The organism is Sporosarcina sp. FSL K6-6792 (assembly GCF_038004885.1).
GTDB classification, from domain to species: Bacteria; Bacillota; Bacilli; order Bacillales_A; family Planococcaceae; genus Sporosarcina; species Sporosarcina psychrophila.
Window position 1 is genome coordinate 952,493 of the sequence record NZ_JBBOSA010000001.1, and the last position, 16,449, is coordinate 968,941.

15 protein-coding genes and 1 riboswitch are annotated in these 16,449 nt (G+C 38.4%); of the genes, 11 read left to right on the top strand and 4 right to left on the bottom strand.

The genetic code is table 11. From position 1 onward, the window contains the following. The first annotated feature begins 105 nt into the window (after positions 1–105). Both MKZ26_RS04605 and MKZ26_RS04610 read left to right on the top strand, forming a co-directional pair. Entirely contained in the window at positions 106–933 is an 828-nt protein-coding gene (locus MKZ26_RS04605) for a C40 family peptidase (protein ID WP_340764702.1), read from the top strand. A gap of 37 nt (positions 934–970) precedes the next feature. Further along, the gene (locus MKZ26_RS04610; protein ID WP_340764704.1) at positions 971–1,309 is read left to right on the top strand and encodes a hypothetical protein; all 339 of its coding nucleotides are present in this window, start codon (positions 971–973) and stop codon (positions 1,307–1,309) included. A gap of 112 nt (positions 1,310–1,421) precedes the next feature. Here the strand turns inward: MKZ26_RS04610 and MKZ26_RS04615 are convergent, their stop codons facing one another. Beyond that, entirely contained in the window at positions 1,422–2,510 is a 1,089-nt protein-coding gene (locus tag MKZ26_RS04615; protein ID WP_340764706.1) for a metallophosphoesterase, read from the bottom strand. A gap of 234 nt (positions 2,511–2,744) precedes the next feature. Beyond that, positions 2,745–3,794: a 2,3-butanediol dehydrogenase gene (locus MKZ26_RS04620; RefSeq protein ID WP_340764708.1), complete on the bottom strand. Its 1,050-nt coding sequence runs from the start codon at positions 3,792–3,794 to the stop codon at positions 2,745–2,747. 176 nt (positions 3,795–3,970) lie between these two features. Beyond that, positions 3,971–4,014, top strand: a riboswitch (PreQ1 riboswitch). Positions 4,015–4,019: 5 nt separating this feature from the next. On the opposite strand from MKZ26_RS04620, the gene queC reads away from it, so the two are divergent. From queC to MKZ26_RS04660, 8 genes are all read left to right on the top strand, one after another. Beyond that, positions 4,020–4,688, top strand: a complete 669-nt coding sequence (gene queC, locus MKZ26_RS04625; protein ID WP_340767606.1) for a 7-cyano-7-deazaguanine synthase QueC — start codon at positions 4,020–4,022, stop codon at positions 4,686–4,688. After that, positions 4,685–5,110, top strand: coding sequence for a 6-carboxytetrahydropterin synthase QueD (gene queD, locus MKZ26_RS04630; RefSeq protein WP_340764710.1), 426 nt, complete (start codon positions 4,685–4,687; stop codon positions 5,108–5,110). The genes queC and queD overlap by 4 nt, the downstream gene beginning before the upstream one ends. Then, positions 5,107–5,814 (top strand): 7-carboxy-7-deazaguanine synthase QueE, encoded by a 708-nt coding sequence (queE, locus tag MKZ26_RS04635; protein WP_340764712.1) that lies wholly within the window; start codon positions 5,107–5,109, stop codon positions 5,812–5,814. Before queD ends, queE begins: the two co-directional genes overlap by 4 nt. A 773-nt stretch (positions 5,815–6,587) precedes the next feature. After that, the gene (locus MKZ26_RS04640; RefSeq protein ID WP_340764714.1) at positions 6,588–7,232 is read left to right on the top strand and encodes a 2OG-Fe(II) oxygenase; all 645 of its coding nucleotides are present in this window, start codon (positions 6,588–6,590) and stop codon (positions 7,230–7,232) included. A 194-nt stretch (positions 7,233–7,426) separates the two neighbouring features. Then, positions 7,427–8,518, top strand: coding sequence for a DUF2157 domain-containing protein (locus tag MKZ26_RS04645; protein ID WP_187047555.1), 1,092 nt, complete (start codon positions 7,427–7,429; stop codon positions 8,516–8,518). Further along, positions 8,499–9,050: a GDYXXLXY domain-containing protein gene (locus MKZ26_RS04650; protein ID WP_340767607.1), complete on the top strand. Its 552-nt coding sequence runs from the start codon at positions 8,499–8,501 to the stop codon at positions 9,048–9,050. The genes MKZ26_RS04645 and MKZ26_RS04650 overlap by 20 nt, the downstream gene beginning before the upstream one ends. Positions 9,051–10,008: 958 nt before the next feature. Next, positions 10,009–11,268 (top strand): MFS transporter, encoded by a 1,260-nt coding sequence (locus tag MKZ26_RS04655; RefSeq protein WP_340764718.1) that lies wholly within the window; start codon positions 10,009–10,011, stop codon positions 11,266–11,268. 331 nt (positions 11,269–11,599) lie between these two features. Next, the gene (locus MKZ26_RS04660; protein WP_340764719.1) at positions 11,600–11,995 is read left to right on the top strand and encodes an SRPBCC family protein; all 396 of its coding nucleotides are present in this window, start codon (positions 11,600–11,602) and stop codon (positions 11,993–11,995) included. A 770-nt stretch (positions 11,996–12,765) separates the two neighbouring features. Here the strand turns inward: MKZ26_RS04660 and MKZ26_RS04665 are convergent. Next, the gene (locus MKZ26_RS04665; protein ID WP_340764721.1) at positions 12,766–13,476 is read right to left on the bottom strand and encodes a VOC family protein; all 711 of its coding nucleotides are present in this window, start codon (positions 13,474–13,476) and stop codon (positions 12,766–12,768) included. Positions 13,477–13,607: 131 nt separating this feature from the next. Further along, positions 13,608–14,783 (bottom strand): M20 metallopeptidase family protein, encoded by a 1,176-nt coding sequence (locus tag MKZ26_RS04670; protein WP_340741979.1) that lies wholly within the window; start codon positions 14,781–14,783, stop codon positions 13,608–13,610. Positions 14,784–15,083: 300 nt separating this feature from the next. Between MKZ26_RS04670 and MKZ26_RS04675 the strand changes: the two genes are divergently transcribed. After that, positions 15,084–16,448 (top strand): sigma 54-interacting transcriptional regulator, encoded by a 1,365-nt coding sequence (locus tag MKZ26_RS04675; RefSeq protein ID WP_340764723.1) that lies wholly within the window; start codon positions 15,084–15,086, stop codon positions 16,446–16,448. The last annotated feature ends 1 nt before the right edge of the window (position 16,449 follow it).

The window sequence follows — 16,449 nt, forward strand, 5'->3', positions numbered from 1 at the left end:
TTCTGTAATCAAATTGCTGTTGTACTTGCAAACTCAGTTCTCTACTATTAAACGTATAGGCATTGACCAGTCAATGATTAATAGAAAAGGTGGCTAAAATACATAATGAGAAAAATTGCATGTTCACTACTTTTAGCAGGCTCTTTAGCATTCGGAATGGCAAATAGTGATGTAGAAGCGAGCACGCATACAGTTAAAACTGGGGAGTCACTATGGAACATTTCAAAATCGAACCAAGTATCCATATCCAATCTAAAAAAATGGAATAACTTAACGTCAGATTCACTCTATCCAAATCAAGTCTTACAAACATCAGCTAAGAAAAGCAATTCAGCGTCTAACGGCATTACAGCAAAAAAGGGAACCTTTAAGACAAAATCCAATGTCAATGTGCGTTCCGCTGCTGGTACAACAAATAAGATCGTTGCTAAGGTGAAAAAAGGGACTACATTAACAGTTTCACAGCAAAAAAAAATGGGGAATGATGTCTGGTTTCATGTAAAAGTCAATAAAAAATCCGGATGGATACTTAGTTCTCTTTTGACAAGTGCAACCAAATCAACTTCTAAATCATCCACTGCTTCTCAAAATGTTGTTGATCAGGCAATGAAGCTAAGGTTTATACCCTACCTATTTGGCGGGACGACAAAAAACGGCTTTGACTGTAGTGGTTTCGTACAATATGCTTTCAAACAATCAGGGAAAAAAATCTCACGCACCACGCTTAGCCAATTTGCGCAATCCAAGAAAGTAACCTCGCCCGAACCAGGTGATTTGGTCTTTTTCAAAAATACATATCGTAAAGGCATTTCACACGTCGGCATTTACATTGGCAATAATAAGTTCGTCCATGCTGGGGGCAAGCAGTCGCAAGTAACAAGCTTAAGTAACAGCTACTGGAAATCAAAATTTGATAGTTTTAAACGGCTGTAAAAAGAAAGCCTAACTCGTAAAACCAATGGAATCCGTTATGAACGCGATTATTCTAACAGCTGTATTATATGCAGGCAACTCTGGCATGTATACGTCCACTCGCATTCTTTGGGACTTGGCGTACGACATAAGAGAGCTTCCAAATCGTGCAAAATGGTTCCTGCTCGGTCAGTTATTGTTGCTATTTCTATGTATTTTCATTATTTCAGGTCAAAACTTTCAAGCTTTCATGGGCGGCGTAATTGATTGGAATAGCGTAGTCATTCCCTACGTCGGTTTACTACTGTTCTTAATCGTTTGGCTAGTCTATAAAGTAGAACATAAATCAAAATTGATTCCATTGAAAGACTGTGATTTTGAAAACAAATACCCATAAGTAAAACAGCTGAAAGAAAAGGAAATCCTTTTCTTTCAGCTGTTTTTTCCTTTTTGTAAAGAACCCTGACTTTCAGCTTTCATTGTCTTAATGTCTCTTATTATTTTGCGTTTCATTTCTGGAATTTGAGATTGATTTCTACGATTTCAGCACGGCTACCGATTCTAAGAGGTGGGCCCCATGTACCAAAACCAGAAGTTACGATTGAGTGAAGCTGATCTTTCATCATGTGGCCATAATGATTGTCAAAAATCCATCGAGTAATTAGATTAGCTGGAAATAGTTGACCTCTATGCGTATGTCCCGATAACAGTAAATCGATGCCACTGTCACTTGCCTCGTCAAATTCAACGGGCTGATGGTCCATCATAATCATTGGTTTGTTTTGGTCTAAGTCGGCAACTAATGCAGTTGTTGTAATCCTACTCTTTGCCGCCAGATCTTTTCGACCAATGATGTAAAAGTCATCGGAAACGAGTGCTGTTTCGTCTGCTAGTACATGGATGCCGATTTTATCCATTTCGATAACTAATTGATCAACATCATTGCCATAATAATCATGATTCCCAGGTACTGCGTAAACGCCAAGTGGTGCATGAAGTTTTCCTAATATTTTCCCCATCTCTTTATCCAGGTATGGAGCAATGTAGTCATCGATAATGTCACCAGGAATTAAGATTAGATCGGGGCGTAATACCTCAATTTCGGCAACTAAACGTTCCAAATGCTTTTCACCGACAATGCTTCCGAGATGAAGATCGGATACAACGACAAGTTTTAACTCTTTTTCTGTAGCTGGTTTATCAATAGCTACCTCATACGTTGTGACAACGGGACTCCAAGCATTGTACGAACCGTAGATAAGCACAACAACAAAGAATAATATCGTCCCTAATCCGATTTGAAAAATCCATTTCTTTTTCAATAAGTAGACCGCGAGATTGATCAAAGGTAATAATAGTAAACTATAACCAAAAATCACGAGCCAAAATCCGCCGATGAATTGGATAGGTACCCATGACCAAAACCGTCCGATGAAAAAGGACAAACTAAGTAAGATCATGAGCATTATATAGGTTTTCTTGAAGGCAGCAAATTGCGTTGTTTTCAGCCATACCCAGCCATTGTATCCGATATAAAAACATAACAGTAAATAGATCACTAAGACGAGCAAAATTAATAAAGTAGTTGTAAATGACATCTGTTGTTTCCCTCACTTTATCACATCAATTACCGAACAAAGTTAGAGAGTAATGGTAACCGTAAAAATTGTTCCCTTCCCCTTCTCGCTTTGTATAGTTTTTTTAGCCATGAAGATCAATGATTATTTTTGCGATAGATAAACCTAGTCCGCCACGGTATTCACCTAAAAAAAGTACCTAAGTAACATCCAAAGATGCAACCAGGGTACTTTACTTTTAACTATTCTATCGTATTATTGTTCGCCGCTCAATTTAACAAGAATCTTCGCTTGCGTTTTGTCATTCGTTAACGCATCAAAACCTTTTTCAACAAGCTCTTCAAGCTCAATACGGCTCGTAATAATTTCTTTAGGGTTAATTTCGCCTGAATCCATCATATCAATTGTTTTCTGGAATACTGCAGGCTCATAAGCTAGTGTTGATGTAATTTTAATACCGGAAGCCGTTAAATCCATTGGTGAGAAGGAAACTGGTTTCGGGAATATAGATACAATAACAACCGCCCCCCTCGTTTTTGTGATTTTAATTGCCTGGTTCAACGTAATTTCTACGCCAGCTACCTCGAACGAGACATCAAAGCCTTCAGGTTCAATCTCTTTTCCAACTTCCAAAGGATTCACTTTACCTGAGTTGAACACATGTGTAGCTCCTACTGCCAACGCCTTTTCCAAGCGCTCTTCAGACAAGTCAAATACAACAATTTTATTAGCACCCTGTGCTTTTGCAGCAATGATTGTCAATAATCCAATCGGGCCAGCACCAAATACAGCAACCGTTTGACCAGCTTGCAATCCGCCTTCTTTCACGGCCTGTACAGTAACTGCCATCGGTTCTACAAGTGCGCCTTCTTCAAGAGATAAACCTTTCGGAAGTGCATAAACGTTTTTCTCAGATACGACTGCAAAGTCTGCAAATCCACCGTCAGAACCTAGTCCAACAAACGTGAAGCCATCATATATATCATACTCAGACGATTTATTGCCATATGTAATCAACGGATTGATAACGACACGATCCCCTGCTTTAAAGCGTGTCACATCAGAACCAACTTCCTCAACAATACCTGAAAATTCATGCCCTAACGTTAGTGGCGCTTCCTGGTTTGTCAATGGATCCGGACCATTACCTGGAATTAATACCGGGCCTTCATGGTATTCATGCAAGTCACTGCCGCAAATACCAGTCCATGCCACTCGCACTTTTACATCATTTGCAAGAACTTCTTTCACTTCACGCTCTTCAACACGAATATCATTGGCTTTATACCATACTGCTGCTCTCATTGATAATTCATCTCCTTAGGTTGTTTGCATAGTTATCATACACCTAATTAAACAATTCATAAAACGATAGACTTATAATACACGGATTGTATTATTAGTACTGTGTGCGCAACTGTTTCCAAACCCCTCTTCTAATCCCTTCCATCCCCTATTTATGTTATCATTAACGTTGTTCAAAAAAAGAGGTTCGAAAACTCCCTCTCTAAAAAACTAAGGAGATGTTTTATAGTGAAAAATGAAAAAGCGGTTGTCGTCTTTAGCGGCGGCCAAGATAGTACGACATGCCTGTTTTGGGCATTGAAAAATTTCGGTGAAGTTGCTACGGTGACGTTTGACTATGGTCAGCGCCATTCGGAGGAAATCGAGTGTGCTCGAAAAATTGCAGATGAGCTTGGGGTATCGTTTAAAGTGTTGGATATGAATTTGATCAACCAGCTGTCGGCCAATGCCTTGACGCGAGATGATATCGAAGTGAAGGAAGTAGAAGGTGAATTGCCGTCGACTTTCGTTCCAGGTAGGAATCATTTGTTCCTGTCATTTGCCGCAGTCTATGCAGATGCGATTGGTGCTCGGCACTTAATTACGGGTGTCAGTGAAACGGATTTTAGCGGTTATCCTGATTGCCGTGACAACTTTATAAAATCGTTGAATGTGACGCTGAATTTAGCGATGGAAGGACGGTTTGTCATCCATACGCCATTGATGTGGCTCGATAAGTCCGAAGTTTGGGCTTTGTCTGACGAACTTGGTGCGTTCGACTTTGTGCAGAACAAGACACTTACTTGCTACAACGGAGTTCCGAGTACAGGCTGCGGGAAATGTCCTTCCTGTGTGTTACGGAATGACGGTCTCGCTACCTATTTATCTAAAAAGTCTGTAGGTGTCTCTGAATGATGCAGCAATTTTATCCGCAAGTTCAGCATTCATATCGTTTTGAATTAAACAAAGACATGCATTTTTCTGCGGCACATTTCATTCCAAGCGAAGATGCTGGAAAATGCCAAGTAATGCACGGTCATACGTATTACTTAAACATAACAATTGGAGGAAATGAACTGGATTCAATCGGTTTCCTGATTGATTTCAAGGAACTCAAAAACCTCATTCATGATAAATACGATCATTCTGTGCTAAATGATCATCCTGAATTTAACAATAATTTTCCAACGACGGAGAAATTGGCGGAACAGGTTTGCAAATCAATCCAGGAAGTTCTGCAAACGCGAAGCAATAAGCCAGTCTGTTTACAAGTCATTGTCCGAGAAACGCCGACTAGCTATGTCATCTATCGTCCCGAACAGGCGGTAGTCCTATGAAGATTCCTGTAATGGAAGTGTTTGGTCCGACGATTCAAGGCGAAGGAATGGTCATGGGGTTAAAGACCATGTTTGTTCGAACAGCAGGATGTGATTATTCTTGTTCTTGGTGCGATTCCAGTTTTACATGGGACGGTTCGGGAAAAAGCACTTCGAAACAGCCTATAGAAATCATAGATGAACTTAAAGCAATAGGCGGACAGTCATTTTCACATGTCACAATTTCAGGTGGGAACCCTGCCCTTCATAAAGGAATCGGGGAACTTGTTGACCTATGCCATGAACAAGGATGGAAAGTCGCGGTCGAAACGCAAGCTTCTTTTTGGCAGGATTGGTTATTGAAAATTGATGATATCACGCTTTCTCCTAAACCACCGAGTTCAGGAATGATAACGGATTTCAGCAAACTGGATACATTCATGGAGAAACTAATTGATACAACTGCTAGTTTGAAAGTCGTCATTTTCGATGAAAAGGATTTCAACTTTGCGGAAGAGGTTCATCTTCGTTATCCAGCGTTTCCTTTCTTCCTGCAGACAGGAAATGATGATACGACGACAACTGACGATGCTCTACTCGTTTCGGCATTGTTACAGCGATATGAATGGCTAATCGATTTAACAATCCATTCGCCTATCATGAATGATGCCAAAGTGTTGCCACAACTGCATACACTGCTATGGGGGAATAAGCGTGGCGTCTGATAAGACTTATTCATTTCTCTGTGATCAGTATTGCATCTCTATTTTTGACATATAAAGATGATTTAATAAAGAACCAAGCGTCGGAATTGTTCTAATCCGACACTTGGTTCTTTTACTTATGAAATTCACTATAAATCGATGAAGGCAGTTTTCTAAATTGATCGGTTTGTAAAGGCAATAAACCTAATGGAAGATTCTCTTTTGTTCCCTTCCAATCTTCCATTCTCCCCATTTGAAATCACTACAACTATTACTTTTACGACAGATTGAGCCGACTACGGTGTCATTTTCCACATCTAAATCCCCTCGCTATTAGCCACAATATTAACGAAAAGATCCCAACATTAAAATGGTTACCAAATTTGCGATATGTTAAAATTCTATGATAAAATAAAATCATTCAAAGAAGAAACTATAAGAGCATGCTCTTATACTCAAATATTTGAAGTGAAAGTAGACCGTTAACACGTATAATCATTACTAATAAAGTTAATCTTCAATCAGTGGGGGTTTTCTTCATCCCCCCACTGATTGTTTAAAGAACTTAGGCTAAGTGCGCCACGTCCTGTGGCAAAGCCTAAGTAACCAACAAGGAGGAATGAACTGCAATTCCTCCTCGTTGGCCCTAACCATTCGGGCTTTTACGGGCAGTTGATCCCCCGCCTATTTCTTCTTGTGTCCTTGAAGACTTGAAGTGGGGGTCTTACTGCCCCTTAATGCAGGATAAAACGTACTCGTTCTGAAAATTAGATAGTTTAAGGGGTCGTTTGAAGATGATAACGGAGAATAAAGAACAAACTATATTTGATCACGCTGGAAATAAAATAAAAACAGACAGAGAAATTGATATAATCACTAGATTCGAAGAGCCATTGATAGTAATTTTAGGTAATGTTTTAAGTAACGAAGAATGTGATGAACTAATCAAATTATCAAAGGACAAAATGCAACGTTCAAAAATTGGGAAGACTCGTGAAATAGATGAACTGAGAACAAGTAGCAGTATGTTTTTTCAAGAAAGTGAAAGTGAAAACGAAACTGTTGCTAGAGTTGAAAAGAGAATTGCGGCTATTATGAATATACCTATTGAACACGGAGAGGGAATTCAAATCCTTAAGTATACTCCCGGTCAAGAATATAAAGCTCATTATGATTTTTTTTCATCAACAAGTAAAGTAGCAAACAATAATAGAATTAGTACGCTCATTATGTACTTAAATGATGTAGAACAAGGCGGGGAAACCTTTTTCCCTAAACTGAATCTCTCAGTAACCCCACACAAGGGTATGGCAGTTTATTTCGAGTATTTCTATAGTGATGATGATTTAAACAAGCTAACTTTACATGGTGGAGCACCAGTTATAGCCGGAGAAAAGTGGGTCGCAACGCAATGGATGAGAAAACAAAAATTAAGATAAAAAGCGCTCAATATGAGTGCTTTTTATTTTGTTAAATTCCATCGAAATTGTAAAAAAGCAGGAATGATTATAGATAAAAGAAGGAGTAGACAAGGGAAATTGTACTTAATTTACGAAAAACGGAAACTGTTGCATCTCAATAATTGCGGGTATACTTAGCATAAGGGAGTCTAAAAGAAACGGAGGTCAATGAGATGAAGAGGAAAATTAGTAAATCAGAGTACCGTATCCTTGAGAAGGAATTCCTCTTTTTGGAACAAACAGGACAATTGGAAACAAATCAGGCACGCAAACTTCTAGCAGAATATTTGCCTACTGAGCGACTAAGTTTTGTACGGGTATTGCTAGTCATCGGAGCGATTTTAATCGGCGTTGGCATTCTTAGCTTCATCGCAGGTAATTGGCAAGAAATACCGAAACTTGCGAAGTTCTTACTATTATTCCTTGGGACAGCCGGCTTTTATGCAGGTGGTCATAAGATGGAAGATATTTACCCGAAAACTTCGCGAAGTCTCTATTATATTGGTGTATTTGTGTTTGGCGCCGGGATTTTTCTAATTGGTCAAATGTTTAATCTGGGTGAAGGTGTTTATACAGATTTCTTCATGTGGGGCCTCGGTATTTTACCACTCGCCTATCACTTGAAAGACAAACTCATTTTTGCGTCTGCTAGCTTATTCTTCATCATTTACGGTTTCAAAGTGTTGAATGGAACGGTTGAATTACCTTATCTGCTTCTACTAATTATTCCGCTACTGTTTTGGATGAATGAAAGACGGATGGGGCATTCCAAAGTTTTATTTATTTCCAATGTCATTTTGACTTTACTATTTTCATTCAATTTATTCATTTATTTTGATCTGCATGAAGTACTAATTTTATGTACATTCTTTGCACTTGGATTGTTTCTTGCCTTCTATCCATTTGGCCGATACCAGTTGCCATCCGAATGGCTTGGTTCAGTAGTCTATGGAATGGCGGGGCTGTTTCTGACTTTCCCAAGTACATGGGGGGATTTTATACCGGCAAACAATACAGGAATAGCAGCGATTATTTTCACAATCATTTTTTCAATAATACTGTTGTACTTCTTGAAGATTGGCAGTTTGCCAGCGGTTCTTATTGTGTGCACATTGATCTTCCGCTTCTACGCCGATTTGTCATATAATTTTATGCCAAAATCGTTATTCTTTATCGTTGGAGGCTTGATTTTAATCGGTTTTGGTTTTTGGTTCGAGAAAACTCGGAGAGGAACGGTGATTGCACATGAACATGATGAAAAATAAGCGTATTGGTTTCATTGTTGCACTAACTGTCCCCCTTCTCCTATTAATCGGCCTGACAGTCAAACCATTATGGACATTGACATACGGAGATGATATAGCATTACTGACAGTGCCAATAGATCCAAGAGATTTACTGTACGGTGATTATGTCACACTCCGTTATGAAATTGAGGAAGTTCCGAAAAATGAAATTTCGACTGTGATTTTGGACAAACTCAACAAGTCGGTGAATTCCAAAGGGTTAACTGTTTACGGAAAACTTGTTAAGCAAGACGATATCTATGTGTTGGATAGTTTATCTGATAAAAAGCCTAGAGGTAGCGTCTATTTAACCGGGAAACTGAGCAGTTATGATTACCAGAATGTTGATGGTGTTAACGTCCATTCCATCGATTTTGGCTTGGAACGCTACTTCGTACCGGAAAACACCGGCAAAGAACTTGAAGATTTATCAGCGAAAGGCCGATTGATGGCGCACTTGAAAGTGAAAAATGGCTATGGGATTTTGCAGGAGATTTCTGCGGTTAAATAATGCATACACGCCTTCTATAAATTCACAATAACAGCACTAAGCACCGAATCGATTCAGATTCCGTACTTAGTGCTTTTTAGCTATTCATTCAAAACCATGTCCTCGTTACCCAATGCATCATTGTATCTACACCGCTTGTTCGGTTAGCCCACAACGTAAATCGGTATTCCACTATATGTCACAAGTAGTAGTGTCTCCATTTTCATTGATAATAGCAAAATCATGCTTTAGATTTCTGTACAAATGTTATTCAGTGAAAGGATGCTAATTATAAATGGAAAAGGATTCATCTGTTACCCAAGTACGGATATTCCCCGAATTTAATACAGATCTACTCGGTAAATGCACAAGGTGAAAGTAGACGCGGAATAATCGTGTTACGAATGTACATACAGATTGAACCACATCTGTCGATTAACTACATTCTTACATAAAGCACTTGTAAGATAAGCATAAAAGTCTACATTTTCACTTGAACATTTCTTGATTTCTTTGGACGAAATGATCACAACGTCTTTACCGCATGTCTATATTGTTCAAGTGAAAAATGCAACTTTTTTCAAGAAAGGTTGCAAATGTAACTGCCTTAAATTCGAAAAAGATATGCTATAAAGAAGGAGTAAGCAGTCATTTACTGGTTAATTTTGGCCAATCAACACATGTGATTTTGAACTGATGGATTGCAATATTTACTGAGTTATGAAGCCACAGAAGCTGATCTAATTAGGCATAGTGCATCCCCTAGTGCCATATCAATTCAATGAAATTCTTTATTTCAACATTACTATTTAGAATTATTCGCGTTCAAATCTAACAAACTAAAAAAATTCACCTTATTGACACATAAGATAGTTTAATGTTAAATTAATATGGCTGTAAGTATTATCGTGGAAAAAGGTAATGAACATTTCGATATACGGAACGATCAAAGTACAAGAAAAAAGGATGGTTTAACTTAATGAATAACAAGAAAAAAATTCACTTTGGCTGGTGGTTACTCATCGGTGTGTCACTTATGGCGGCATTTACACGAGGTGGAATTAATAGCTCAGGTGCATTATTTTTAACACCCGTTTCTCAGGACTTAGGAATTGGTATGGGTAGTTTGACATTATACTTTAGTATTTCTTCAATTGCTACAATGCTATTTTTACCGATTGCCGGTAAGATGATGGCGAAATATGACATCAGATTACTACTTATTGTCGGTGTAATTTTACAAGCTGGTTCTTTTGCTATGTTTGGCTTAATGGATTCAGTGTGGGGATGGTATTTATTCGCTATTCCAATGGCAATTGGTTCGGTTTTCGTTGCAACAATGGCTGGGCCAGTATTGATCAATAACTGGTTTAAAAAACATAATGGATTAGCAATGGGGACCATGATGGCATTTGTTGGAATAGGTGGAGCTATCATCTCACCAATCGTTGGAAACCTTATTGCTAACAACGGTTGGAGATCCGCTTACATTACATTAGGACTTGTCGTAATGGCAATCGTTATTCCCATTATTATCTTAACAATCAGAATGGCACCTCAACAAAAAGGTCTGTTACCAATTGGCATGGAAGAAGTTAAAAAAGGTGCAAGTGAAACTATAGTTGAGCCTAATAAAGGTGTAATAGCTACTGTAGCAAGAAAATCTACTGCATTTTATGCATTAGTTATCTTTTTCTTCTTCATAACAGCAATTGCAAGCTTTGGTCAACATATTCCGACATTCGCAATGGGTCTCGGTTACTCCGTTCAATTCGCCGGTAACGCATTAGGAATTTGGATGATTGGTATGCTAGTTGGATCTATCGTTTTCGGTTTCTTAAGCGACAAGATTGGCGCACGAAATACAGCCATCTTCTCAATGATTACGGGATTGGTTTCAATCGGAATGTTGCTTACGATTGCAGATAACTCAACAATTTTCATGATTGCAATCGGGATTTTCGGTGTTGTATCTGCATCGGTTGGAACACTCGGACCTATTCTTACAACTTCCCTTTTCGGCAATAAAGAATTCAGTCAAATTTATTCTACAGCTGCATTAGGACTAGCTCTTGCGGGTATCGTAGCTTTACCTGGATATGGATTTGTATTTGAATTAACTGGTACTTACACATTAGTACTTTATACAATCGTTGCAATGCTTGTTTTCAATATAGTCTTTATCATCTTAGCGTTTAGAGGTAAAAAGAAACTTGAAAAAGCAGGATTATGGAATTAATCTCATCTTATCTACTTGAATGAAAAATGCGTTAGAGCCTTCCGGGATATTTTCCGGAAGGCTCTTGTTTTTATTCGAAATTAAAAATATTTACCGTAACCATGGGCTAAACTACAGCTCGGCTTAGTACCCACTTTTTCGGATTACAAGCGAATGCCACCTGTAACGTTTGATTATCATAGTCTGCAAGCGCCTCTTCAATATCCATTACTGTCCAATTACTTTCATGAGTCATCATATCTTTTGTTAGATCATCTGACCATCGACATATGTTTGTGTTTCCATCATTCCTTTTTTATACTTGAGAGACTATGTATCGGAGGTTGTTATATTGAAGACTAACAGTAAGTCCATATTAATCAAAAAAGATTTAGAAACAGTTTGGAATGCCATTGCCAATGATGAAATTTTTTCAATTTGGTATGCTCCAGGTTCTAAGTGGAACATACCCATTTTTAAGGCTGGAGAGCAAGCCACTTTCACATTGAGGCCAAGTTCATACAATGATCTTAAAAAAGAAGAGAGCGTGACAATGAAATTTACGATTAAAGAAGTCGTGCAAAATCAAAAATTTTCGTATTACTGGGATTCAAATCAAATACTTTTTTCGATTGAATTAAGCTCTGAACCTGACGGAACAAGAGTAGAATTTAACCAAGAAGGATTCGCCTATTCATTAGCAAATCTAAACGCATATTTGGAAAATCAAGAACTTCCCTATTCTTAATTTAAATCACACCTGTTGATTAACCAAAAGTAACCAGTTAATAACATGATTACTATCTAGGTGCTACGTGTATAGTTGACTTTGGATTGCTTTGGCTAGAATGACTTCTATACGATTACCGAGATGTCTTGATATGTAGGAATGCGACTTTGTCGCATCCCTACATATTTTTCCGATAATCGCATGGTGGGCCTTCATCCGTCGCGCTCCATATGCATAAGTACACGAAGTGCTAAAGCCTTTTGGGACGAAAGAATAGTGGGGCATCTACCTGGATTAAACCCGCCAAAGATGCAATTTTGGCGGCTGAAACTCTCTTTAGGCTTTTCTCTTTTTGACTAGTAAAGAGTGTCTCTTTCTGCAAGGTATCATATGATTATATTCATAGTCTTTGATACAAGTAAGAAAGGAACACATTGTACACAGAACTGCATTTTCTACTTGAATAGTGTAGGTCCACGACAGGCAACTATTCGCAACGGGATTACGGAAATGAGTGTGGCTCACGGTAAATATGACTTGATTAGTTCGCCGAAAGCGAACCGGAAATGATCCAGTGAAAATGGATTTACCCAAGCCCAATTCACCAGTATTTTATACATATAAAAAGTAATCAACAGACGTGAATTTAAATAAAAGTAACAAGAACCCAAACAGTTCAAATTCGTTTCAGTTTTTGATACTTATCGTAATTGGCAGCTTATTTAATTATGATGTGGGCGTAGTCATCTCCAAAGTTCCAAAACGGTTATATGATTGAAAAGAATTCTTTATTTCAACTCTATAGACGATTTTTCATGCTCAATCGGAAAAATTTGTACTTCATTATCAGGACTGACTACTATTTTATTATTATCCGTTAATGTTATCTCAAGAGGATAGATGGCAGCTTTTTTATCAGAAAATAACCACTTCCTTCCTGGTTGAGTTAATAAAATGAATACCCCATTCTTTCTTTCACCCAAAAAATTAAGCATGTTTGTACTTATTGCATTATTGTCACGTTCAGTCACACCAATAACGGAAAGTTTTTCGCCCACACTTATAGCATCATCTACAGTCATACTGATTTCACTAATATTTAAAATACTTTTAATCGAAAATGCTTCCTTACTATCTTTGGATACTGACTGTCTCGAAATGAACTCTACTATATTACCTGCTGGGTCATAGAAGTACAACGCATGAGCTGGTAAATGAACAAATTCAACTTCATCTTTCCCCTCTTCAACTAATAGATTTACTCTTTCTTTCGTCCATAATTTTGCTTCAAAAAATTTGTTAGCTGGTATGTTAAATGCAAAGTGGTAATAGGGATCGCCTTCTACTTCTTTTGAGGAAAACGCTAATTCGCTTGTACCAATCGCAATTCGAAAGCTATTCTTATCTTCATTCAGTAAAGAAAAACCTAGTATATTAATATAGAAATTTTTCATTTGTACTAAATCTTTTGTAAACAAAATAACCGTTTTGATTTCCATTGCTATACAATCCCTTTTTATAGTTTTTTTGTGTTCTCTATTTCGCAACCAACTTATTGAATGAACTGCATAACCAGCATGGAATTGTGGATTACCTTAAATGGGTCTTGCACCCAACTGATACGCCCCCACTATTTTTGATAATCAAGCAAAATCCCTGCAAATGTCTTAGTAATCATTTCCATTGCCGGCTCATGAAAATCAAATTTTTCATGGTGATGAGGGAAGACCTTTTTAGTATCCTCCATTTTTGCACCGACAAAAAAATAAGCACCTGGAACTTGTTGCAGGTAATAGGAAAAGTCCTCAACTGGCATAATCGGTTGTGTTTCAATTACAGCATCACTGCCAAATGTATCCGAAGCTGCTTTTCGAACGATGTCCACCTGCTCGGCATGATTCCAAAGTGCATCGTACCCTCTTTCAATTTGCACATCCACCTCACAACCGAGTCCGCGACCCACAGAACGTGCAAGATCCGTCAGACGTTCGCCAGCCAAGGTACGCAACTCTTCATCAAAAACACGAATCGTCCCTTCCATCACCGCTTTTTCTGGAATGACATTATCTGCATCCCCAGCATGAAACTTCCCAATTGAAATAACAAGCTCTTTCATTGGATCTGTATTCCGGCTCACAATGGATTGAAGTGCAACCATGATGTGACTGGCTGCTAAAATTGGATCTGCTCCTTTTTGTGGTTCTGCCCCATGTGCTCCAGAACCATTTACAATAATCTTGACGGTATCTTCACCAGCTTGTAAATAACCGTCACGTACATAAACATGACCTGAATCCATAGTAGACTGAAGATGGGCACCGTAAATCGCATCCACTCCATCTAAACAACCATCCGCAATCATGGCTCTCGCCCCACCTGGCGGCAATTCCTCCCCGAACTGGTGAATGAGGATAATGGTTCCTTGCAATTGATCTTTCACTGCATTTACCGCTTTTGCAAAGCCTAATAATGCTGCAGTATGACCATCGTGTCCACAGGCATGCATAACTCCCGGTACGGTTGACTGGTACGGGATATCCTTTGCATCCTGGATTGGCAATGCATCGAAATCAGCTCGGAAAGCAATCGTTTTCCCCGACTTTCCTCCGCGTATTATTCCTACCACACCTCTCCCCCCAACTCCCCGGCGCACTTCGATTCCTAAGTCATCCAAGTAGTTGGCGATGAAGGCTGGTGTTTCAATTTCCTGATGTGATAATTCTGGGTGCATATGTAAATGACGACGCACCTGAATCATTTCTTCAATAGATTCCTCTATACTATTGATTAGTATTTCTTTTAACATCATCTAATCCCCTTTCCTTCAATTCATTTCTGAATAATAAACGAGTCACTTGACCTGTATCTAATCATAGATAAGCGAAAAAAGGAACTTCTCAGTACTTATATCTCCTATTTGTATAATTATACTTGTAAATGCATTTGAATGCATGTTATAATTTTCGACATCGCCAATACAAGTATCTAGTACATTCACCAATGAGTTAAAAATATATTGCTAATCTTCCGATAATAACGTATATTTTATTTACAAACAAATAATTATTCATCATTGAATACTGTTACCTATAGGAAAGGTGGTCGTATGACAGGATTTTTCTTACATCCAAATTCAAAAGAAGAAATTATTGATTCGTATGATGAAGATATCATTGTTACTAATCACGCAGGTATTATCGTAAAAGCTTCACAAATTAGTGGACGCTATTACGGGATACGTGCTGAGGATCTCCTCGGAAAATCCGTATATGATTTAGAAAAAAGGGGTATTTTCTCTCCAGCTATTACTCCACTCGTCCTTCTACAAAAAAAGAAGGTAGTTGTCATACAAGCTACCCCTTCTGGACGAAAAGCACTTATTACAGGCATGCCATTCTTTAATGAGTCAGGCGAAGTTGAATTTGTCCTTAGTTATTCCTATGAAGTAGCCGAACTTCTCGTCATTCAGGAATATATGAAAGAACTTGAAAATGAAATGTCCCTGGCAAAAGAGGAACTCTCGCTACTCCGAAAAGAGAATCTTACAATCGATGGATTGACGATGGAAAACAGGACGACACGAATTGCTTATGAAACCGCTAGGAATGCGGCCGCACTCGATGTTTCTGTCATCTTTTATGGAGAACAAGGAACTGGGAAAACAACAATGGCAAAGTTCATTCATAACGAAAGTAAGCGAAAAAATGGACCTTTCATTGAAATCGACTGCGAAACAATGCCGGAAGCGATGTTTGAACGCGAACTGTTCGGTGGTGAGTTCGACCAAAGGGTAATGGGTCTGTTGACGTTAGCCCATGAAGGAACCCTCTATTTAAAGGGAATTGATAAGCTTTCGGTTCATCTTCAAGGAAAAGTTGCCAATGTACTGAAAGAACGTAGATTTACCCCTATAAATGCAACTACATTTTCTCCACTTGATGTGAGGCTAATTAGCTCAGCTGAAAATGCATTGACAGAATCAGTTGCTGATAAAAAGTTCCATCAAGATTTGTATTACATGCTCCATATTGTTCCAATTCATTTAAAACCGCTTCGTGAACGTAAAGAAGATTTGAGTGCTTTGATTTCCATCTATTTAAGTCAGTTTTCAATTACACACACTACTACAAAGAAGCTCTCAGATGATGTCTTTAACCAGTTACTACTTCTTGATTGGCATGGAAACCATAGCGAACTCAAAAATGTTATCGAACGGTTGGTTGTCCAAAGTACTTCCCCTATTATCACGGCAAAAGACTTGCCTCCAGAATACCGTAAAAAAACAGACGATGACTTGTCTATTATTCATCTTGAAGGACGAACACTACCAAGTATTTTAGATGATGTTGAAATGAAAGTGTTAAGGGATGCGCAGGAGCGCTATCGTACAACGACTGAAATCGCTAAGTTCCTTGGAATAAGCCAACCTTCTGTCGTTCGCAAACTGAAAAAATATACCGATATTGAGTAGG